The sequence below is a fragment of the Paenibacillus camerounensis genome (assembly GCF_000723885.1).
GTDB classification, from domain to species: Bacteria; Bacillota; Bacilli; order Paenibacillales; family Paenibacillaceae; genus Paenibacillus_AQ; species Paenibacillus_AQ camerounensis.
In genome coordinates, this window is sequence record NZ_CCDG010000026.1 from 76,517 (window position 1) to 99,266 (window position 22,750).

Sequence of the window (22,750 nt, forward strand, 5' to 3'; positions counted from 1 at the left end):
TTTATCGGTGATATATTGTGCATGCACGACATACACAATATCAATAAGGAGGGAACTCTCATGCTTGTATTAGATATCAAAAATGTAAATAAGCAATATGAACATTTTTCATTAAAAAATGTGTCCTTCCAGCTGGAGCAGGGTTATATTATGGGCTTTATCGGAATAAATGGCGCAGGAAAAACAACGACCATCAAATCCATTCTGAATTTAATCAGCTTGGACGGAGGAGAGATCCATGCTCTGGGCAAAGACATAACACAACATGAGCTTGAGCTGAAGCAGGAAATCGGCTATGCCTTTGGAGACGTCAACTTTTACAACCGCAACAAAATCAAAACGTTAACGAAGGTAATCAAAACCTTTTACCATAACTGGGATGATGAAACCTACCGCAGGTATCTGAAAAAATTCAATCTGAATGAAAATAAAAAAATTGCCGAATTATCAACCGGAATGAAGGTCAAATACAGCCTGGCCCTCGCTTTGTCGCATGGTGCTAAGCTCCTTATATTGGATGAGCCGACAAGCGGACTCGATCCTGCCGCCAGGGATAATCTTCTGAGTATTTTTCAGGAGCTGGTACAGGACGGCGAAATCAGCATTCTCTTCTCCACCCATATCACCTCCGATCTGGAAAAATGCGCTGACTATATCACCTACATCCATGACGGCGAAATCGTTAACAGTGCCGAGAAGGAAGCGTTCGTCGATGCATTTCGCCTGCTGAACGGATCAAAAGAGCAGCTGGAGCTGGTCAAGGACCACCTGATTTCCTACAAAACAAATTCCTTCGGCTTTACCGGCCTGATCTATACGAAAGATTTCGATCGGTCCCAGGGTATTATATCCGCAGTTCCGAATCTCGAGGAAATTATGATTTACTATTCTAGAAAGGAGGAAGCCTATGTATAATTTGCTGCTCAAAGAATTTAAGTTAGGCGTAAACCCGTTCTTTTATGTGCTCCCTCTTTTGACAGGCGCATTGATGTTAATTCCGGGCTGGCTGTATTTCCTTGTTATCCTATACTTTTGTTTCTTAACGGTACCGAATATGTTCGCCGGGTATAAAAGTCAAAATGATCTCATGTTCACCGGCATGCTGCCTGTAACCAAAAGGGATGTCGTCAAAGCGAAGGTAACTTTCATTGTCATTCTGGAGCTGCTGCATATTGTATTCGCCATAATCTACGGTCTGATCAGTGTGCGCTTATATCCGAATATGACTTACTATTTCTTCTCACCGACTATTGGCTTCTGGGGGTTATGTCTGGTGATGCTGGCAATCTTTAATCTCATCTTTTTTGCTATGTATTACAAAACAGCCTATAAATACGGGGCAGCCTCCACTGTATCTATCACCGCCGCTACCCTATTCGCCGGAGTTGCGGAATGGCTGGGCATCCAAAGCCCGTTAGTGCATGATCTGTTCAAGGGAAGCGGTGCTGACAGCATGACTACACAGCTCTCTATCTTGCTTGTCTGCACTGCGATTTTTGCAATATTCACATTTTTAGCTTATCATATTGGCTACAAACGATTCTTGAAAGTGGAAATCTAATGAACATAGCCATTTCTAACACTTCTGATAAACCAATCTATCAACAGCTGTTTGATCAGATCAGTTCACAGATTCTTAAGGGAGAGCTGGACAGCGGCTATATTCTGCCGCCCATCCGCCAAGCAGCCGTTGAGCTGTCCGTCAGTATCATCACCGTGAAAAAGGCCTGGGAGGAGCTTGAACGAAGCGGCCTGATCTATACCGTTACAGGTAAAGGCTGTTTTGTCACCGGGCTTTCAGCTGACGCAAAGCTTCAGAAGCGCAATGAAATGATTCTTAAGCAAATGGTAACAGATACGGACTATTACAAATCTTTTGGCCTCACATTAGAAGAAGTGGTTGCGCTGTTGAAGGACATTTATTAATGAAAAAATAATACCCAACCGGTTCCGGGATTCTGCTGCTCCTCCGAACCAGTTGGGCTATTTATGTTACTCAGGCATTAACCGCCGGAAGCTTAACAAGCACCTTATATTGCCCGCCGGCCTCCAGCCCTTTCAGAATACCATCCGGGATAAGCTCACCGTCCAGATACACCTCTATAGCTGATACTCCGGCTTCACGCTTCATTTCAACATGCAGCTGTGCGCCTCTGAAGATGCGCTTAACCACAGCCTCATTCCAGTCCGATGGGAGCTGCGGCCGCACCCGCAGTCCTTCACGGCTACCCTGCAGTCCGAACAGCCCGTCAATCAGACAGCGGTATACCCACGGCACCGTTCCTGTATTAAAAAGATGGCTGGAGCGTCCGGCAGTCTTCGGAAATTGTCTGTAGGCTCCGCGGTAATAGTTCGGAATAAAGACCGGCAGCTGGCCCCGGCGGATAATGTCCTCGATATCGGGTCCCGGAAGCATTTTACGCAGCAGCCGGTAGGCATCCTCCTGCTCGCCAACCGCATACAGGCCATAGATATAAAAGGCTGCGGCATGATTGTAGACCGCCCCGTTTTCGGCTGTCCCCGGATGCTTCTGCGTTACCCGGCCCACATCTTCCCGCATAGCGGTATAGGAGGGTGCCAGCTTTTCCACACCATATGGGGTCTCCAGCTGTTCCCGGACTGATCTCATCAGCTTCTCCCGCTGCTCCGCATCGGCCGCACCGCTGAGCAGCGCCCAGCCCTGCGGATTAATGAAGATCCGGCCTTCCTTATCCTCGCTGATGCCAAACACTACATTCTCATCGGTGATTCCCCGTGCATACCACTCTCCATCCCAGAAATACCGGTTGACTACAGCATTCGTCTCATCCGCAGCCTGGCGGAAGGCCTTGGCATTCTCCGGCCGGCCGCTGTGTTCGCAAATATCCGCCCATACCATGCATGCATACGCTGTAGCTATTGTCAGCCATCCGCTAACGCCCCGGCCCTTATAGCCGACCATATTCATCGGGTCACACCAGTCGCCCTGATTAATATAATTCAGTCCTCTTTCGTCCCGCTCATAGATCAGCCAGTGCATAGCCCGGTCGATGTGTCCGAAGACAGTGCCAGCTTCCTCTCCGCCCGAGTAAGGAACGTTCTCCTCCAGAATGCTATAGTCATCCGTCTCCTCCAGATACGTAATGAGGCAGACCGGCAGCCAGACGCAGTGGTCGGTATGCGGAACCTGATTGATATATTTAAGCTCAGCCGCCTCATGCAAAATAATCCCGTCCGGCATGACTCCGCTTACATTTTGCTGGCTTAAGGCAGTCAGGAACGCCCCTCTCGCCGTCTGCGGCTTAATATAGCTCATCCCCATATTATCCTGCAGATAATTCCGGGTCTGGGGGTCTGTCGTCAGGCGGTTCGTCTGCCCGTGATAATACATCTGCCGGGGCAGCCAGTGGTTAACCAGATTATCAAGATCGGCATCCGGAGTGGTGATTTCAATGATGCCTCTGCCTTCCTTAATGTACTCCTCGTACTCCCGCTCAGCGAGCGCGAAGCCGTCCTTACCGGCTGCATCGGTAGTCAGGAAGAGACGCTGGCGGATAGCTGCAATCTCCTGCTCATTATGAGCGGGCCCGAATGCAAAGCGGTACTCCCGCTCTTCGCCCGGAGCAAGGCCAATGCTGTATTGCAGTACGGCTGCGGGCGTTTCATAGCGCGCTTCCCCGTTAGCCAGCCGTCCGCTTTTTAGTGCTGACGGCGAACCGATTCCCCCCTCACCCTCAAAGGCTTCCTGGTTTACCTCCCAGGCTGCCGGGGCTTGATCAGCGAGCAGGAAAGTCCGGTCCTTCAGACCTTTGATCTTGTCATAGTCCTGGTATTTCTGGTAAGGCGTAACGGCTGTAGCCACAATTCCCTGCAGTGCTTCCTTATATTCACCGGACTGGTTCATCCAGGACATATAGCCAATAGTGAAATAAGGGTACATGCTGATTTTCCGGGCTGCGGAGGAGAGATTGGTCACCTTCACCCGCCACAGCTCCATCGGCTCATTTTTGGGCAGGCTCAGCGTCATTTCAATGGCAATGCCGTTTTTCTCTATTTTCCAGACAATATTATGTTTGCCTACAGCAAAGGTATAGTGGTCAGGAGGCATGCGGACAGGCTCGTACGGAGCAGAGAATACCTCGCCGCTCTCCTCATCCTTTATATAGACAAACCGTCCGGGATGATGGGCATAATACGGCTGCTCCGGCTGCATGAAGGTTTTGGCTTCCAGATTCGGTGCATACGAATATTTCGCAGGCTCAGGCTGCATAAACTGGGCTACCGCATATCCCCGGCAGTTCACATGGATCATCATCTGCTCATTCCACAGGAAGCCCGAGGCCTTGGGCAGAATCGTCGGACTCGACAGCTCATAATATTGATTATCTTCAGATGCTCTTATCATTTCGCTTGCCTCACTTTCCAGAATTCTTATACGTATCTAAATTAATAGTTTATCTGTAAATCATTTCAGAGTCTATCTTCAAGCTCATATATCAATGGTATTTTTTAGCATATAATCTCTACAATACCCAAAGGAGGTGAATCTGTATGAAAAAGGAAGAGCAAGAGCTGCTTGCCGCCATTCTGGAAGTCACCGAAGAGTTTGATAGCGTTACTACACGCGGGAACAACGTTAATAACATCCACTAGCAGCCTTTCACGCCCCTGCCTCCTCATTGTAGCTTTCTAATGAGGAGGTATTCTCTTATTATGGAGGTCTTAGAATGGTAAAAACGGCGCTTATATACCCTCCTGTCAGCGATCCTACATCGGGTTATCACAGCCTTTGCTGTTTGGCGGGCTATGCGCGGCAATACGGCTTTGAAGACATTGATATTATTGACAGTAACATTGACTCGTGGCTATATACAGTAGCCCCTGAACAAATCGGGATGACGATGCAATCTGTCAAAGAACGGAGTGCGCAGCTTCAAACCAAGGAACAGCTTACACCAGTTGAACAAATGGAGCTGCATTACGCACTCAAAGTGCAGGGTACGAATTTCGCAGAGGCTCTGCCGGCTGCACTGCATACGTTCCGAGACGAAGCTGCTTTTTTTGACTACAGGCTGTATACCAGCGCTGTTGAGACCGTGATGCTCTGGATGGATGCCTTATCTTTAAAAGGCTACCCGGGGCAGTTCCGGGGGTTCAGCCTGGCGACCAGCGGATTTTATAATATCTTCAGCTCGCAGGATATGCGTGATCCTGAAATTACCGGGATGATCTCCCGGCCGTTCGCTGATTATTACAGCAAGGAATTGATTCCCGGGATAATTACAGGCGGCTATTCGCTTGTCGGCATCAGCATCACCTATGTCGCCCAAATCCCCTTTGCACTCAGCATGGCACGCCTTATCCGGACAAGCTGTCCGGAGATCCGGATTATCTTCGGCGGCACTGCCGTCTCGGATTACTGGAAATACATTTTGGACAAAAAAGATTTCTATGCAGTATTCGGCCAGGCAGATGCCTGCATTATCGGTGAAGGCGAGAGTGCCTTTGTCTCTATCCTCCAGGCCTTGGAGCACGGTACTCCTATACCTTCTTCTCCGAATATCGCTCTGCACCCAAGGCATCAGGCCGCGCATGACCCGGCAGTTCTGAGCATTAAATATGAAGATATTTGCTCCTTTCCGGTGCCGGAGTACAGCAAGCTACCCTGGGAGAAATATCTGTCCCCGTTTCCGTTCATTTACTATTCGCCTTCGCGGGGGTGCTACTGGAACCGGTGTACCTTTTGTGATTACGGCTTGAACACCGATTCGCCTACAAGCCCCTGGCGGCAATACCCGCTGGATAAAATCATCGAAGATTTGAGGACGCTCGCCGTCACCTTCAAATATATTTATTTCTCAGTGGACGTGCTTTCTCCTGCCTTGCTCCTGAAGCTTGCAGCAGCCATTCTGGAAGAAGGGCTCGATATCCGCTGGGGAGCAGAGATCCGGCTTGAGGAATACTGGACACCGGAACGCTGTCAATTGCTGCATCAAAGCGGCTGTACCGCCATCTCGGTCGGCTTTGAATCCGGCAACCAGCGGATATTGAATCTGATTAATAAAGGAACCCAGGTTGACCGGCTGCAGGAAACGATTCAAATGTTCAGCGAAGCCGGCATTGGCGTGCAAATTATGGGCTTTACCGGCTTCCCTACGGAAACGGTTGAAGATGCTCTGAACTCCGTTGATTTTTTGGAGAAGAATACCAGGCATTGGACCTTTGGCGGACTCGGCCAATTTGTCTTAACCAAAGGTGCCATTATAGCCAAAGAGCCGGAACGCTTCAATATTCTTGGTGTCCGGCCGTTCGAGGGGGAGGATGTGGCATGGCGGCTGCATTACAGTGAGCCTGAGGATCTTCTGGCTGACTCTTCCCGCTGCGGGCCGAAGGAGCTGACTGAGGCCAAAGCCTCCTTGCGGGGAAGTCTGCTGGACCGTCCATGGGTTGGGGGAGTGGATACTGCACATTCGATGTTCTATCACGACAGGTTCGGAAATAACATCCTGAGCGTCATTGGCGGTGCAAATCATACACCGGCTAACGTAGACACAGTCATGGAATTAAACGGTCATCTTCTTGAGGGATATTATTACCTTCCTGTACACAAGCTGTTCAGCAAAAAGGACCTCGACCACATCCTTGATACCTCCGAACGCGAAGGAAAGGCCGTCACCGCACAAAATATATCAGAGCTGCTTCAGTGGTGGAAACCGGATGTTCCCGGCTACGCAGAGCCGCAGGAGCAGCAGCTGTTCGTCCGGCGGGACGGTACTCTTTTTCCGTTTCCCGCCCCGATGATTGTTTTTTTGCGGAGGTTCGAGCATGGCTTAAGCTTAACGGAGCTGCTTCAGCACTCCTCGCAGCAGGAGTTCCATACCAAGCTGTGGCAGCACTGTATCAGCAACCGGTTTCTGCGGCTGAAACAGCCGCCGGTACCGGTGGCATACGGAGCCTTGGACAGAGGAGGCATGTTCAGTTGAATTCCGCAGTAAGCAAGCCTAATTACAGGCTCCTCCTGCAGCATAATGCGGACTTCCGCTATTTATGGCTGGCCCGTGCCTGCTCCTTCTTCGGGGATTCCTTATACAATCTGGCGATCAGCTGGCTTGTGTATTCGATGACTGGCTCCTCACTCCAGGTGGGGCTTGTAATCGTCACCAAATTCCTGCCGGAAATGATACTCGGCCTATTCATCGGGGCCTGGGTTGACCGCTTTAACAAAAAAATCCTGATGCAGATCTCCGATGCCGCTCAAGCCCTGCTCACCGGAACCCTTGCTGTGCTCATGTTAACCGGTCAGCTGCAGCTGCTGCATATCTATCTGATTACAGCTGCCCTTGCGATAATGGGCAATCTGTTCGGGACTTCACAGAGCTCCTTAATGCCCGAGCTCATCGCAGATAAAGCCTATCTTATCCCGGCTAACTCACTGATGTCTGTTTCCCTGCAAGTCACCCGTATTCTGGGTACGGTTGCCGGCGGAATACTGGTGGCCTCCATTGGAAATTCAGGAGCCGTGATTGTAGATGCGGTATCCTTTATCCTCTCGCTCGCCCTGATTCAGCGGATTAAATTCCGCAGCAGGACCAAAAGACAACCCGGCACTGCCGGGTTGTCCATCTTCGCGGAAATTCATGAGGGCTGGGGATGGCTGCGGGGGCAGACTGCCCTGCTGCTGCTTATCCTTCTCGGTACACTCAGCAACATTGCCCTGGGGCCAAGCAATGTGCTCCCCCCTATGCTGATCGGGGAGCTGCTGCAGGGCGATTCCCGCGAGCTTGGTCTTTTCAATGCAGCTATTGGTGCCGGTCTGCTTCTGGGCGGACTCTTTGTCGGCAGCAGGTCGCCCCGGAGAATCGGCCTCTGGTTCTCACTCGGGCTGGGGATTCAAGGCCTCGGCATGGGCGTGATCGCACTATCTCCTGCACTCTGGCCGGCCTGCTTCGGCAACTTGCTTCTGGGCTTCGGAGTAACCGTTACAGTAATCCCGATGAGCACCCTGTTTCAGCTCCTGGTACCGTCTCAGCTTCGGGGACGCGTCAACAGCATCAGTTCCCTGGCCTTTAACCTCTCTATCCCGTTTACCTACGGCGGAGTAGGTATTCTGGCCGACAGCATCGGTGTAGCCGTTTGCTTCGGAATTGCCGCTGCCCTGTTTGCCGTCTGCCTGACCGCCGGGCTGTCCAATCCTCATCTGCGCAGCCTTGACATTCTGGCTCCGCCATCGTCCCGTGCACCTGACCGGGAATTTCATGCAGGGTAATATCAGGGTGCAGGATATCGGATTAGCCTTTGCTGTGAAGGGTAACCAGATAGCCGTCCGGGTCGGCAAAGGTAAAGGTCCGCCCGAAGGGGCCGTCAATGGGTGCGGAAGCAATCTTTACGCCTCCTGCAGTAAGCTTGTCATGGATTTCTTGCGTATCAGGGGCATAGAGCCACAGAGCAACACCGAGTCCAGGCTGAGTGCCTGAACCAAGCTCTGTTCCCGGCAACAGGTCACGAAGTGCAAATGCAATAGGCTTTGTATCAAAGACTACAGCATGCGGCGGTCCGGCTTGCGAGCGGACCAGTCCGAGATAGTGTTGATAGAATTCTGCTGAGCTCTCCAGATTGCTCACCTGAAGGGAAATGAAATCGGGTCCAATGGCTGACATAATATTCTCCTTTGTATGCGGGTTTGTGTAAGATGCTAATACAAGTCTTAACACCAGCTCTTGTATATCCTGATTATACGGGCACCCTCCTGCCAACAGTATGTCAGTAGCGTTCTTGCATTTTGCTGATTTCTTCTCTGATCCGGTTTCTGAAGGACTCAGGTTCAGTGACTACCACATCTGCACCCCACCCAAGCATCCAGCTCAGCAACTCCTCCGGCTCACGGACACGAAAAGTAGCATGGTACCCATCCTCTCTAGCTTCAGAAGTCTCCATATAATAGTTGTTCGCCTCTTCTACTCTATCGGCGATGTCTGAATTAAAAATGGCGCAGACCTGTATGCCGCGGGTATCCTTAGGCCGATAGGATTGCAGGTTGAAGTGATCAGGAAGCTGAAACGGTTCATCTGTCACGGTAAGCTCACTGATTCTGGAGACACGAAAATGGCGAATATCCTTCCGCAGGTCACAGAAGGCAAGTAACAGCCAGCCGTTCTGCTCATCATGCGCAAGTCCGAATGGCGATACCGTTCGCACAGTTACCCTGCTCCCGTCCGCTTTAGCAACCCGCTTGTTATAGGCAAAACAAATCTTCTTGCTCTCCAGCATCGCTTCACGAATGATTCCCAAGTGCTCTTTCTCCCGCAGCATGACGGCCATCTCATCTTTTTGGAGCAGCCGGATGCCTCCTTGTATCCGGCTTGTCTCCTCACGGATGGGGCCAGACAGAATGGCCTCTATTTTTTTGCCGGAAGAACGGGCACTGCTGCGAAAAGCCGGATCATAACGTTTTTCGATGAATTCAGCGCCAAGAACAAGTGACACCGCTTCTTCTACTGTAAAACTAATGGGCGGAAGAAAGTAGCCTTCCATTAAAGAATAGCCTAATCCTGTCTCACCAATGATGGGAACACCTGCCTCACTCAAAGCCTGCATATCACGATAAATCGTTCTTACACTGACTCCCAAAACCTCTGCTAATTCATCAGCTGTCTGCAATCTGCTTCGCTGCAGCTCTATCACAATCGCTAAAAGACGCTCTGTTTTATTCAATTCAGGCTGCACTCCCTTGCGTAGAATTCATCTGTTCGGCACCAGTACCGATTTTTTTTGAAACCTGTTCTGTCAACTTTAGCATTTATCTGCTCCTTATGTGAACATTTCATAACGACTTCCCTCTGAAGCGTTTGCCTCGGTGCTATCCCGTTTAATGAATGGGAAGATTTAAACCAGAGGAGGCGACTGACTTGGCAGAGAAGCAGGACAAATTGTGGCATGCCTTGGACAGCCAGCATACGCTGGAAGCATTGAAGACCGACAGTGAACAGGGCTTGAGTAGTGGCGAGGCTAAGAACCGCCTGGACCGGTATGGGAAAAATGAGCTGCCGGAGGGAAAGAAAACACCGGTTATCCTTAAGTTTTTAAAGCATTTTAACGACGTGCTGATTTACATTTTGCTGGCAGCCGCCGTTGTTATGGCCATATTGGGCCACTTTAGTGACACCGTCGTCATCGTTATCGTAGCCATCGTTAATGCAACAATCGGTTTCATGCAGGAGCACCGGGCCGAACAGGCACTGGAGGGCATCAAAAATATGCTGTCTCCTGAGGCGCAGGTGCGGCGCGATGGAAACCTCACTAAAATTGAAGCGGCGGAGGTCGTACCGGGTGATATCGTGCTGCTAAGTGCGGGGGATAAAATTCCGGCAGATCTCAGAATGCTCAGCAGTGATAACCTGAAGGTTGAGGAATCCGCACTGACCGGCGAATCCACCTCTGTTGAGAAGCAGACGGGCGCGCTGGAGAAGGAAGTGACGCTGGGCGACCGGACCAACATTGTTTTTTCCGGGACGACCGTCTCATCCGGCACGGGGACCGGCGTAGCGGTAGCAACCGGGGATCAGACGGAAATCGGCAAAATAAACAAGTCGATTGCCTCCGTTGAAGAACAAAGCACACCGCTGCTGAAACAGACTGCCCATTTCGGCAAGATGGTATCCATCGTTATAGTTGCCGTGGCTGCACTGATGTTCGGATTCGGGTATTGGCTGCGTGATTATGAAGTCGGAGAGCTGCTGCTGTCGGTCATCGGTCTGGCTGTAGCGGCAATCCCCGAAGGCCTACCGGCCATTCTGTCCATTATCTTAGCAATCGGTGTACAAAATATGGCGAAAAGAAAAGCAATTGTCCGCAATTTGCCTTCGGTAGAAACGCTCGGTGCTGTTTCGGTCATCTGCTCGGACAAAACAGGCACCCTGACCAAAAACGAAATGACGGTCACCTCTGTGGTAACCTCCTCCCGGGAATACGAGGTAACAGGAACGGGCTACGCTCCTGAAGGCGAAATTCGCCGGGACAAAGAGCAGGAAGCCGACCCTGAAGAGGACCGGACGCTGAAGCATCTGCTGATATGCGGAGTAACCTGCAACGATTCTGTTCTGACCAAAGAAGATGGTAAATGGGCGCTTCAAGGTGATCCTACGGAAGGCTGCCTGCTTACGCTTGCGGGAAAGGCGCAATCCGGGGTGCCTGAACTGGAAATAACATCGAAGCTGCCGTTCGACTCCGAGTACAAATACATGGCGGTGTTGACGAAGGATGAGGGCCGACCGCTTATCTACGTCAAGGGTGCACCTGATCGCCTGTTTGAGATGGCTGGCAGCCAGGCGGAGGATGATGGCGTAGCCCCGTTCAATGCCGGCTTCTGGCGTGACCAGATGCAGGCACATGCCCGCAAAGGGCAGCGGGTCATCGGACTTGCGATGAAGGAGCTGCCGGAAGGGGCGTCCCCTGATCAGGTAGATCATGACGATCTGAAGGAAGGGCTTGTATTTCTGGGACTGGCGGGCATCGTCGATCCGCCGCGCGATGAGGTGGGGGACGCTATCCGCGAGTGCAAGAATGCAGGCATCGAGGTTAAAATGATTACCGGCGACCATAAGGAAACCGCGATGGCGATCGGCAAACAGCTCGGCATCGGTGACGGCGAGCATTCAATCGAAGGCCGGGAGCTGGACCGTATGTCTAAGGAGGAGCTGCAGGAGGCCGCCCGGCAGTACTCTATCTTTGCCCGGACCAGTCCGCAAAACAAGCTGCAGCTGGTCGAAGCGCTGCAAAGCAGCGGCAGCATCTGCGCCATGACCGGCGACGGGGTGAATGACGCGCCGGCCCTCAAGCGGGCTGATGTAGGCGTTGCAATGGGCATTAAGGGAACAGAGGTGTCCAAGGATGCTTCGGAAATGGTGCTGGCCGATGACAACTTCAGCACCATCGTCCAGGCGGTGAAGGAAGGCCGGCGTGTCTACGACAATCTGAAAAAAACCATCCTGTTCATTCTGCCGACTAACGGTGCTGAAAGCTTCCTGATCATGGCGAGCATCCTGCTGGGCACCGTGATTCCGCTGACGCCTATCCAGATTCTGTGGGTTAATATGGTCAGCTCGGTTACCGTTTCCCTGGCGCTGGCGTTCGAGCGAATCGAGCCGGGTGCCATGAAACGGCCGCCCCGCAATCCGGCTGCGCCCCTGCTGAGCAAGTATTATATCTTCAGAATACTGTTTGTGTCGGTATTGCTAGGCGGCGGGACGCTGGCGATGAGCATGTCCCTGCTGGATAACGGATATGACCAGAGCGTCGTCAACACCGTTACAATGCAGACCATCGTTCTGGCCCAGATGTTCCATTTATTCAACTGCCGGACAGAGCTGGAGCCGGCGTTCGGCAAAGGCTTTTTCGCCAACAAAGCCGTATTCGTCGTATCCGCTCTGCTGATCCTATTCCAGCTGTCCATCACCTATCTGCCGTTCATGAACAAGGTGTTCGGTACAGTGCCGATCGGCCTGTCCTACTGGTCGTTCCCGCTTATGATGGGGGCTGCGGTATTCGTCATTATTGAAATCGAAAAGACCATTACGCGCACCATCGTCCGCCGCCGAAGCGCAGGCAACATCAGCGGCGAGGGCGGCGTTAAGAATGCGGCTTCATCGTGAGTCTGGAGGCTCACGAGTTCGGGGTCTATACAGCAGCAGCCCGGGTACACATGTTAATGTGTATAGCCGGGCTGCTGTTTTTTAATTTAAACACGCGGCAGTTAGAATAAAAATATATAGGACGTGATTAAGAGGCTAACCAAACGGCTCCTGTTCCCTCCTTAGGCAAAACGTTGGACGGCGGATTGATCTCCCCTGCCAAGCGTTAACCTCAGTCCGTCAGCTCAGAGTCAAATTCGTTATAAGTGTACTTGGTACAATTAAAACAAGGGAAATCAGTCTTTATAGGGAGATAACTGTATTCTGTACATCTATTTTCCTCGAAAAAGCCGTTTCCGGTCGTTTTCGGCAAATATAAATGTATAGATTGCAGTTAAAACTTGCAGCGGAGCTATTTAGCCAGGTTTAGTTGCAGAAAGTACTGTTACTTCAGCCCGGCGCATTTATTGAGCTTTCGCGTTTGCAGATTATAAATATAATTGCGTTCCATATCGGAACCTAAGCAGTATCCCCTATTTTTTTCAAAAAATAAGAAGATTTAACGCATCAACCCGTCTTATAGATATAAACGTCACAATGGGAGGGCTGTAATGACAGAACCAGTCGAAGATAGATTGATCATCGAAAGGGTGCTGGGGGGAGACCGGGAGGCATTTGCAGTGCTGATTGATAAATATAGCCCAAGGCTCTATTTTTTCCTGCTGGAGATGGGCTCTTCTCCTCAGGATGCACAGGACCAGGCTCAGGAAGCTTTTATTCAAGCCTACAGGAAGCTTCGCAGTCACCGTTTGCAATCCAGCTTTTCAGCGTGGCTGTATGCCATCGCTGTCAATGTGTTCAGAGAAGCCGGGCGGCGCAAGCGCTTCAGCTTTGCAAATGACCTGTTGAATGTTCAAATCGACAGCTCTCCTACTCCGGAAGAGCGGTACATGCGCAGAGAAAGCGAAGTCGAACTTCAACGTCTGATCCAAAAGCTGCCGCAGCGCTACCGTATTGTCCTGCTTCTCTATTACACGGAGGATTTAAGCTATGAGGAGATTTCGGCGGTGACAGGCCTGACCCTGCATCAGGTGAAGAACCGCCTGTATCAGGCACGCCGCAAACTAAAAAAACTATGGCCCGGGAAAATCATGAAGGAGGATGCTTATGGCCAAACCAAATCATACGAATGCTAACGATTGGCTGGATAATGAAATAAAAGCTTACAAAACATCTAAATCCTCATCGCTTAACAGACGTTTTACGGAGCAGGTTATGGGCCAGGTACGGCAAACGGAAATAGCCCCCCTCCCTTCAGCCCCTAAGCAACAAAGATTCGCCGGACTGCGCTGGGGAGCGGGCATACTTGGCGGAATGGCATTAATTCTGGTGCTTTATGGTTTGACGAGAACGGATGCCTCTTATGAACCGGGGAGCGAACGAATATTCCAGGCGCACACGATGATGCCGTTCAACAAGCTCGTGCACTGGACAGATCCCGGAATGCAGAATGCCCAATCGCTAGGGCTTGTACAAATGCCTGCTGTCAGCATCACAGATCAGGGCTACACACTGTCACTCGAAGAGGTAATTGCTGATGATACACGGATTGTATTCTCACTTCTGCTGACAGATTCTTCGGGACAGACGAATCACAATTGGAAGAATGCTTTTGGTCACAATATGATTCAGATCAAAGATGAGGACGGGCAGGAAATTGCTTTTTTCCGGTCTGATATTCCCCTGCAGGATGGAGGGGACGAACAATCCCCGGCCTATGAGAACGACAGGCTTTGGTTAACCTATGCGTACGATCAGCTCCCAGGAGACCACATCATTATTGAGAGCAATGTTAACAGACTCAATGTTAAGGAAGGTGGAGGTGCTTCAACCGGATTAAACGGTGACTGGAGCTTTAGTTATGAAGTGGATATAAGCAAGTCAAAAGAGCTGTCCACTTCCATTGAAATGGATCAGTCTTATACGACGCCGGGCGGTTTGAGTATTACGGCCCAGCGTCTTATCCTGACGCCGACCGGTGCTTTACTGCAGCTTGAGACCGGCTTATCGGATGAAGCCAGTAAGCATAGTCCGGTGGAGCTTAGTGAGAAGCTTTCACTTCAATTTCATTTGGAAAATGAAGCAGGTGAGGAAATCGGCCGCATCAACAATTATGGTTTTGACGGATACTCCTATTGGGACATTGGATACTTCAAGAGCGATGACCCTGCCGGCAGAGCCCAGCAATGGACCTTCGCCCTTCCTTACCTGCCCTTTGACAGCAGCAGCATCAGGCTCGTGCTGGACGGTTACTCACTGCCCGTTCAGACAAACGATTCAGTAACCTTTGTTCCTGAGGATTTAAAGAACCAGCCGGCAGTCTTTCAAGGACAAGAAGATGTATTGCAGCTGCATGATTTTGAGATCAAAGATAACGGGGCAGGCAGCGGGCCTTCCGGCAGACTGCTGATTAGCGGTGAATTTGTGAACAGCTTCCAGGAGGACCGCTGGGTTGTTCGGGATGAATCGGGCAAAACATATAACGCCCAGTTTACAGGCCATACACAGCTTGGAGAGATTGTAATCATTAATGCGCCCCAAGCAGATTCTGACAGTCCCTCATACTTCGATATTCCCGGCCTGACCGCACTACCAGAGAAGCTGACGCTGATCAGGACAGTTACTAATAAAAGGTACACTGATGTGGACTGGAGCTTAGATTTGCCGGAACCGGCCGGAGCGAAGGACTAAGCCTTGCGCTTCCCAACAGGAACCACCAGCGGTGTGCCTGTGACAGGGTCTTTAATGATTTTGCAGGATAAATCAAACACGTGTTCAACCAGTTCCTCAGTTACGATATCTTCCGGGCTTCCCTGGGCTACGATACTGCCCTCCTTCATCGCAATTAGATGGGTGGCATATCTTGCCGCATGATTCAGATCATGCAGGACCGCAACCAGGGTATGACCGCTGTGGTTAAGCTCTGCAAACAGCTCCAGCAGCTCAATCTGATAAGCGATATCCAGAAAAGTGGTCGGTTCATCCAGAAGCAGCAGCGGTGTCTGTTGGGCAAGCGCCATCGCAACCCAGACACGCTGGCGTTGACCGCCTGACAATTCATCCACCTGGCGCTGAGCCAGACTCAGCGTTCCTGTCGCCTCCATTGCAGCATCGACGATCTGCTTATCCTCTTCGCTCCATTGGCGGAACAGGCTCTGATGAGGATAACGCCCGCGGGCAACCAGATCAGCCGCCGTTATTCCCTCGGGTGCGGTGGCTGTCTGGGGCAGCAGGCCCAGCTTGCGGGCAACCTCTTTTCCCTTACTGGCGGCAATATCCTTTCCGTCCAGCATGACAACCCCTTTTTCAGGCTTCAACAGCCCGGATAATGCCCGCAAAAGCGTTGATTTGCCGCAGGCATTCGGACCAATAATAACGGTAAAGGAGTGGTGTGGTATTTCTACAGACAAGTTACCGATGATGATCCGTTTATCATAGCTGACAGCCATATCTTCTCCCCATAACGGTGAGGCTGTGGCAGCGCTGGAGCTGGCAGACTTATTTGTAGCATTGGACGGAGATGATGTCATAGTACCTTGATCTCCTCCTTTCTTTTCTCAACGTAAAATTAACCTAAGCTTAAAGCGGTTTTCGCCGTGCCTGCATGAACAATAACCATACCAAGTACAGCCCGCCAAGTGATAGGGTGACAGCACCAACAGGAAGAATCGTTCCGCGGATAAGCCGTTGTGCAATGAAATCTGCTCCCAGGAGAAGCAGCGCTCCCATTGCAGCAGCGGGGAATAAGCTGCGCGAAGCGCCTGCAACCCGCTTAGCCATTTGTGGTGCTGCCAAGGCAACAAAAGTTGCAGGACCCATGACTGCTGTAGGGATCGCGGTCAAGGCAACTGCAGTCGCCATCAGCAGTATACGGCTTTTTTCCACACTAACACCATGCGCTCTGGCTGTGTCGTCTCCCAGTTCCATTTCCCTTAAGGGTCTGCTCTGCAGCATAGCTGTCGCTATTATTACAATGACCATGATCGATGCAGGGGTTACTTGCTCCCGGCTCACTTCATTCAGCGAACCAATTCCCCACGCTGCCGCTGTAAAAGCTGCACCTGCCTCACCGCGCAATAGAAGGATGGAGTTAACGCTGCTTAACATCGCGGATATTGCAATACCAACGATAATGAGGCGAAAGCCCTTTGATCCGCCGCGAAAAGCAAGAACGTATACAAGGATAGCCGTACCTATTCCACCTACAATTGCACCTGAAGCCACTGCGATAAAAGAAATCGAACCCGTACCCAGCAGCACCAGCAATGCTCCTGTATAAGACCCTGAACTAAAACCGATAATGTCAGGCGAGCCGAGCGGATTCTTAGTCAATGATTGAAAAATGGCTCCGCTGACACCAAGTCCTGCTCCAAATACAATCGCAGCAATGGCTCTTGGTAATCTCCACTCCACAACTACTGTATGAATGATACCCTCTGCTTGCCCGTTTAGTGCCCGAAGTACATCTGCCACACTCACCTGCATCGTCCCTGCCATGAGTGACAGTGTTGCAATTCCAACAATCACTCCACACATAACTAAGCTGGCTACCATAGCTTTTAATCCTATCCTGATGGATACTGGCCACTTGAGCACCAGCTCCCGGCGGCTATTCTCCGCTGACCGCAATTGTCTCATTCCTTTCATCACCCGTTACAGGCCGCTTGCTTTTTTTCTGCGTATCAGAACGATTAGGACAGGAGCCCCAAGGAAGGCGGTTATTATGCCCACTGGAATTTCTGCCGGAGGCATCAGCACCCTGCCGATAATATCGGATACAAGCAACAGAAGCGGCGCAGCCACAATAGAATACACAAAAATCCAGCGCTGATCCGGACCCGTCACCCACCGGACACTGTGGGGAACCATCAGGCCAATGAATCCGATTGGACCTGCTATAGCGGTAGCCCCGCCTGCGAGCAGGGTTACACCTAACAGGCTGATCAGACGCGTACGCTGAATATTTACACCCATAGATGCAGCGCGGTCATCGCCAAGAGCAACTGCATTCAGTGCCGGCGATAGAGCAAGTGTAAGCACCACACCAACAAGTATAAAAGGAAGAACAGGGACCAGATCACTTAAGCTCCTTCTTGCCAAGGAGCCGACGCTCCACTCCAGCATTGCGGAAAAAGCCTCGCTGTTCATCATCCGGAATACAGCGGTAATCCCGCTAAGTACCGCTCCAAGTGCTACGCCGGCAAGTGTAATCTGCACGGGTGCCGGAGACATTCGCCCTGCCCCGCCGCTAATGATGTATACCGCAACCGTCGCCAGCAAAGCCCCGCCAAAGGCAAACCACATATAGCCTGATATAGTAGAAACGGAAAATAAACCTATCCCCGCTGCTACAGCGAATGCAGCACCTGCATTGACGCCCAGAATCCCGGGATCCGCAAGCGGATTTCGTGTAAAAGCTTGAATAAGTGCACCCGACAAGCCCAGTGCACCGCCTACAACTAATGACAGTATGGTGCGCGGCACTCGTGCTTCCTGCACCGCAGTGTGATCATAACTTCCATCGAAGGCGGTGAGTGCATTCCATACCGTAGCAGCAGAAAGCGGCTTAGCACCAACCATCAGGCTGATCACTACGCCACCCCCTAATAAGAACAGCAGGATAAGCAGACCCGCTGTTCTAGCCTGCTCCTGTCCTTCTTGCTGCACGGATCGACCAGAAACTACCACCTTAAATTACTCCTTGCCTTTGAGTGCATCGGCGAATTGAGGAACAAGATGCTCCACAGCCCACAGCAGCGCAGGAATACTTCCCGTGGAAAAAGCCCGTGAGGATTGACGGTCTAAAACGACTGCTCTGCCATCCGTTACAGAAGGGATTTTTTGGAACAGGGGCTGGTCTGTCACAACGCCCGGCTCAACGCCAATCGGCACAACGATTGTTAAGTCTGCATCCAGCAGCTCCAGACGTTCGTCAGCGATCTTGATCGCAAAATTCGTATTCTCAACCGCTTCAATCTCCGGCTTCGTTACAAAGCCCAGACGTTTCACAAAATCAATACGTGTGCTTCCTGTGACATAGGCACCGAAGCCGCTTGATTGGTAGGAGCCCACTACTACAGTTTTTCCGCTGAATTCAGGATGCTCCCCGGCAGCCTTGGTAAAGGCATCACTTACCTGTGCCAGCAGCTTTTCGCCTTCTTCCTCCTTATTTAATGCTTGGGCGATTATGCGAAGCTGATCCTCAGAGGAGGTCTTATAGCGGTCAGCTCCGCTGGGAATTCCAACCGTAGGCGCAATATCCGTCAACCGCTTATAACGTTCCTCGTCTCCCGAAGATTTAACGTCCAGAATCAGGTCCGGCTGCAGGCTGGCAATAAGCTCATAATCCGGCTCCAGTGTGCCGATAATGGTCGGCGCTGTCTGATAGCTGCCCTCCAGCCAAGGACCTACACCCTCACCGCCAAAGGCAACCCAGTCACTGGCCCCGATCGGTTCAACTCCCAGACTAAGCACTGTCTCTGCATCCCCCCAGCCTAGAGCAACGATCCGTTTGGGCTCTGCTGTGATTTCTACTGTACCGAATTTCGTTTCGATAGAGGTATGATAAGGCTGTACGGCTGCCTGATCTGTATTTGCAGGCACATTCGCTGCATTGGACTGAGTCACAGCTGTATTCTGCGACCCCGGCTTATTATTGTCTGCTGCCCCATTGGTAGTATTGCCTCCTGTAGAACAAGCACTAATGGCTAACGTTAGACATAGCAGCATGGCAGCTGCCCATTTTTTACTGTGAAACATGGATGAAGCCTCCTCTTCGGCACCTAAATAAGAATGATAATCTTTATCATTACTATACAGTGGCAAAAGAGCCTCTCCCATGTCATATCGTGCCAAACCGGATGTCATATATGGACAAACAGACTCAGAACGATGCTCATTCCGGTATCGGAGCGGTGATATACCTGCATATTTTTTAAACATTTTACTGAAGTAATAGCTATCGGGCATACCGATGCGCTCAGCGATCTCTTGAAGCGTTGCCTCTGTACTCACTAATAACTGCTTGGACTTGGAAATACGGAGATGGATGAGATACTCAATGGGGCTTTTTCCAGTCTCGCTCTTGAATAATCTTGAGAAATGGCGTGGACTGCAATATAAAGCTGCAGCTAGTTGTTCTAGTGTAATGGGTCTGGGGAAGTTACCCTGCATATATTGAATCGCCCTGGACACCAGCTCACTGTGAATCTGCACAGCACCACTGGTATTCCCCTGCTGAAGAACCTCGTATACAAATTGATACATGAGTGATTTCACACGAATCCGCTGAAGCTTATCTGAAGTCTGGTGCTCCCACGCTGCATGCATCTCTTTTACCTGATCCAGCAGTGTAGCGGAAGAAATTGGAGTGACACTGTAGTTCTGATAGTATGCGGCATGCCGGTCTTTTGCGGATAACAATCTCTGCTTGAGCAGCTCAGGCAACGTAGCACTATAAAAAATCAGATAGTATTCAAATCGGGATTCAATTCTGTCGACTGTTAATTTATTTCCCTTAACCCCGTGTAAGACAAGATACTGCTGAACAGCATGCTTACCCTCGCCTAAACCAACTCTTGCTTCTCCTTTTATAGCATACAAAAAACAGTTGGCAGGCAGACGATAGGATGCACAGGCCTCGTCCTCATATCGCACAATACGGCGTATATCCAGCACATTAATATGCGAATGGCTCCAAACCAGCGATAGCTGGCTCGCTTGCATGATCCCCCACCTCTTTCTTTTTCCCAAAAAAGCTAAACTCATTATATTATATTTGATAATAATTCTCACTAGGAATTCTGTTTATAGAGCATTTTAATAAGTCCCGATAAACCACTCCATATCGTAACCGATACGCTCTTTAATGCCACCGTTTCATTTAATCCTATTTCTAAAAAGCAAATAACGATGAAGTGGCATAATACAACTGCTCCTACATGAACTAAGATCCTCAATTTTTTAAATTAAAAAAACGGCTCGTCCGAAGACAAACCGTTTAAGCTTTACTTTTCAACAATGATTTCCGTAATAAAAACAGAAAAAAAGGCGCCCCCAGCAGCGTAGTAACCGCCCCCACCGGCAGGCTGGTCTGATGATTCTCCATGCCCGGAAAGGGCAGCCTGAGCGTGATGCTTTGTCCGATCCAATCGGAAGCCAGTAATAATAAGGCTGAGAGCAGAGCGCTGGCCGGAAATAGCACCAACGGCTTTCGTCCTACAAGCAGTGAAGCAATATGCGGTCCTATGAGTCCAATAAAGCCTATAGCTCCTACTACGGAAACCGTAGCTGCCGTCAGCCCCGAGGCGATGATCAGCAGCATTACCCTGGACCTGTTTACGTTAAGGCCCAAACCCGTGGCGGTTGCATCCCCTAATTGCAGCAGCTCCGCTTTTTTTGCATACATCAGGGACAGCAGCAGACCAAGGATCGTCCATGGCCAGAGCAAGGTCCAGCTGGACCAGCTTCGTCCATTCAGGGAGCCAAACGTCCATAAAAAAATGGTAGACAAGCCTTGCTGACCCTGTAAAAGAAATAGCGAGGTTGCTGACTGTAGTATAGCTGTCACAATCAGGCCTATGAGCGCAAGCCTTGTCCTGTTGCCGGCATGTCCGGCATTGAGTGTAACCACCAATAACACTGCCGCCAGTCCGCCAAATAAGGCGACAACAGTAAGCGGTACACTCTTGACGAGAGGATCAGCCGCAAAAATAAGCCAGAGCACCGCAGACAGCACAGCCCCGGAGGATGCACCTACAAGGCCGGGCTCCACAAGCGGATTGCGCATGACAACCTGGAGGATGGCCCCGGCAGTACCCAGCATCAATCCGGCAGCAATAGCAATTAGAGCACGGGGCAATCTTAAATTCCATACGATGTAACGAAGGTCCTCATTGCTGCGGCGATGAAACAAGGCCTGCATAACCTGCTCAGGCGTCAGTGAAGCTTTACCAAGTCCAATATGCAGGACGAACATCACGGAGATGCCCAGCAGAAGACAAAAAAAGGCGCCTCTTATTCTCAGTCCTTGAGCCCCTGCCTTCCCCCCTTTCTTAATCATTACTACCTCCTCCTTGACGCTTCAAAAAAAGCAGCAGGAACACGCCCCCGCCGAGCAATGTCGTCCACACTCCGACCGGAATTTCCATAGGATAAAACAACAGCCGCGCAACCGTATCTGCCGTGACTAACAAAACGCCACCCGCCAACACCGCTAACGGCAGGATCTGACGTATATCCGCTGTCCCCAGCAAGGTACGGATGATATGAGGCGCGATTAGGGCAATATACCCGATCGGACCGCATTGGGCAACGGTTATGGCTACCAATCCCGTACATACTCCCAGAACAAGAACGCGTACACGCAGCACCTTAATCCCCAGCCCTGCGGCTGCCTCATCTCCCAGTTGCAGCAAATTAAGTGTGCGGGCAAACATAAAAGCAACAGGGAGTGCGATAAGGGTCCACGGCAGCATAGGCAGGATATGATCCCAGCTGCGGTTAGCCAGCGAACCAAGCAGATAGGTGTAGAGCAGGTTCACGTCATTACTCGTCGCCAGTGCGATCAGGACAATTAGCAATCCATTCAGAATTGCAGACACAGACATGCCGATTAGAAGCATACCAGCCGCCCCCCGGCTCCCTCTTGCCGACAGCACGACGCATAATCCGCCAAGCAGACCTCCGCATAAGGCGATTACCGGATGCATAAGGACTGCAACCGGCAAATGCAGCACGGTAACCGCAGCCATGGCAAGTGAGGCGCCCGACGAAACACCCAGAATCTCAGGTCCTGCCAGCTTGTTATTCATTGCCGCCTGCATAAGCGTGCCTGCAGCGCCAAGCATCATCCCGACCAAGAGACCCAGCAGCACACGGGGAATTCTCATCTCCCAGACAACGGTATTCTGCAGATCAGTGCCTGTCCGCTGAAAAAGAATGCCGCCAAGCTCCTGAAGCGTGATTTCCGGCGATCCCGAGCTAATATTGAAGATAGCCACCCCTGTAAGCAGCGAGCACAATATAGCTGCCGGAACAAGAAAACCTCTCCTGCCCGCCCTGCTGATTTGCGGTTCCGTTTGCAT

Annotated in this window: 17 protein-coding genes and 1 pseudogene; 8 read left to right on the forward strand and 10 right to left on the reverse strand. The window is 50.9% G+C overall.

Annotated features, from left to right (window positions below; all coding sequences use genetic code 11):
- Window positions 1–60 precede the first annotated feature (60 nt).
- From BN3772_RS11410 to BN3772_RS11420, 3 genes are read left to right on the forward strand one after another with little or no spacing between them, the layout of a single operon-like run.
- The gene (locus BN3772_RS11410; protein ID WP_042199512.1) at window positions 61–915 is read left to right on the forward strand and encodes an ABC transporter ATP-binding protein; all 855 of its coding nucleotides are present in this window, start codon (window positions 61–63) and stop codon (window positions 913–915) included.
- A complete protein-coding gene (locus BN3772_RS11415; protein ID WP_042199514.1) occupies window positions 908–1,561 on the forward strand; it encodes an ABC-2 transporter permease in 654 nt (217 codons plus the stop codon). Before BN3772_RS11410 ends, BN3772_RS11415 begins: the two co-directional genes overlap by 8 nt.
- Window positions 1,561–1,926 carry a GntR family transcriptional regulator gene (locus BN3772_RS11420; RefSeq protein ID WP_042174178.1) on the forward strand — a complete coding sequence of 122 codons (366 nt, stop codon included), beginning with the start codon at window positions 1,561–1,563 and terminating at the stop codon, window positions 1,924–1,926. The genes BN3772_RS11415 and BN3772_RS11420 overlap by 1 nt, the downstream gene beginning before the upstream one ends.
- A gap of 70 nt (window positions 1,927–1,996) precedes the next feature.
- Here the strand turns inward: BN3772_RS11420 and BN3772_RS11425 are convergent, their stop codons facing one another.
- Window positions 1,997–4,384, reverse strand: a complete 2,388-nt coding sequence (locus BN3772_RS11425; protein WP_042199515.1) for a GH36-type glycosyl hydrolase domain-containing protein — start codon at window positions 4,382–4,384, stop codon at window positions 1,997–1,999.
- A gap of 322 nt (window positions 4,385–4,706) precedes the next feature.
- Here BN3772_RS11425 and BN3772_RS11430 point away from each other — a divergent pair, with 322 nt between their 5' ends.
- Window positions 4,707–6,962: a B12-binding domain-containing radical SAM protein gene (locus tag BN3772_RS11430; RefSeq protein WP_042199516.1), complete on the forward strand. Its 2,256-nt coding sequence runs from the start codon at window positions 4,707–4,709 to the stop codon at window positions 6,960–6,962.
- The gene (locus tag BN3772_RS11435; protein ID WP_042199518.1) at window positions 6,959–8,245 is read left to right on the forward strand and encodes an MFS transporter; all 1,287 of its coding nucleotides are present in this window, start codon (window positions 6,959–6,961) and stop codon (window positions 8,243–8,245) included. Before BN3772_RS11430 ends, BN3772_RS11435 begins: the two co-directional genes overlap by 4 nt.
- A 22-nt stretch (window positions 8,246–8,267) precedes the next feature.
- Here the strand turns inward: BN3772_RS11435 and BN3772_RS11440 are convergent, their stop codons facing one another.
- Window positions 8,268–8,636 (reverse strand): VOC family protein, encoded by a 369-nt coding sequence (locus tag BN3772_RS11440; RefSeq protein WP_042174174.1) that lies wholly within the window; start codon window positions 8,634–8,636, stop codon window positions 8,268–8,270.
- Window positions 8,637–8,739: 103 nt separating this feature from the next.
- Window positions 8,740–9,690, reverse strand: coding sequence for a helix-turn-helix transcriptional regulator (locus tag BN3772_RS11445; RefSeq protein WP_042199519.1), 951 nt, complete (start codon window positions 9,688–9,690; stop codon window positions 8,740–8,742).
- Between the two features lie 194 nt (window positions 9,691–9,884).
- On the opposite strand from BN3772_RS11445, the gene BN3772_RS11450 reads away from it, so the two are divergent.
- The 3 genes from BN3772_RS11450 (at window position 9,885) to BN3772_RS11460 (ending at window position 15,356) form a co-directional block, all read left to right on the forward strand.
- Complete coding sequence (locus tag BN3772_RS11450; protein ID WP_244444722.1) at window positions 9,885–12,626, forward strand: cation-transporting P-type ATPase; 2,742 nt, start codon at window positions 9,885–9,887, stop codon at window positions 12,624–12,626.
- Between the two features lie 590 nt (window positions 12,627–13,216).
- Complete coding sequence (locus BN3772_RS11455; protein ID WP_042199521.1) at window positions 13,217–13,801, forward strand: RNA polymerase sigma factor; 585 nt, start codon at window positions 13,217–13,219, stop codon at window positions 13,799–13,801.
- Entirely contained in the window at window positions 13,773–15,356 is a 1,584-nt protein-coding gene (locus tag BN3772_RS11460) for a DUF4179 domain-containing protein (protein ID WP_042199523.1), read from the forward strand. Before BN3772_RS11455 ends, BN3772_RS11460 begins: the two co-directional genes overlap by 29 nt.
- Here the strand turns inward: BN3772_RS11460 and BN3772_RS11465 are convergent.
- From BN3772_RS11465 to BN3772_RS11490, 7 genes and pseudogenes are all read right to left on the reverse strand, one after another.
- Window positions 15,353–16,195 carry an ABC transporter ATP-binding protein gene (locus BN3772_RS11465; RefSeq protein WP_042199524.1) on the reverse strand — a complete coding sequence of 281 codons (843 nt, stop codon included), beginning with the start codon at window positions 16,193–16,195 and terminating at the stop codon, window positions 15,353–15,355. The genes BN3772_RS11460 and BN3772_RS11465 overlap by 4 nt on opposite strands.
- A gap of 49 nt (window positions 16,196–16,244) precedes the next feature.
- Complete coding sequence (locus BN3772_RS11470) at window positions 16,245–17,303, reverse strand: FecCD family ABC transporter permease (RefSeq protein WP_042199525.1); 1,059 nt, start codon at window positions 17,301–17,303, stop codon at window positions 16,245–16,247.
- A gap of 15 nt (window positions 17,304–17,318) precedes the next feature.
- Window positions 17,319–18,353 carry a FecCD family ABC transporter permease gene (locus BN3772_RS11475; RefSeq protein ID WP_042199527.1) on the reverse strand — a complete coding sequence of 345 codons (1,035 nt, stop codon included), beginning with the start codon at window positions 18,351–18,353 and terminating at the stop codon, window positions 17,319–17,321.
- A 6-nt stretch (window positions 18,354–18,359) separates the two neighbouring features.
- Window positions 18,360–19,424 carry an iron-siderophore ABC transporter substrate-binding protein gene (locus BN3772_RS31240; RefSeq protein WP_052380467.1) on the reverse strand — a complete coding sequence of 355 codons (1,065 nt, stop codon included), beginning with the start codon at window positions 19,422–19,424 and terminating at the stop codon, window positions 18,360–18,362.
- Between the two features lie 150 nt (window positions 19,425–19,574).
- Window positions 19,575–20,432, reverse strand: a pseudogene (locus tag BN3772_RS31710) (helix-turn-helix domain-containing protein); the annotation flags it as partial.
- A gap of 232 nt (window positions 20,433–20,664) precedes the next feature.
- Window positions 20,665–21,726: a FecCD family ABC transporter permease gene (locus BN3772_RS11485; protein ID WP_052380462.1), complete on the reverse strand. Its 1,062-nt coding sequence runs from the start codon at window positions 21,724–21,726 to the stop codon at window positions 20,665–20,667.
- Window positions 21,719–22,750, reverse strand: coding sequence for a FecCD family ABC transporter permease (locus BN3772_RS11490; protein WP_052380463.1), 1,032 nt, complete (start codon window positions 22,748–22,750; stop codon window positions 21,719–21,721). Before BN3772_RS11490 ends, BN3772_RS11485 begins: the two co-directional genes overlap by 8 nt.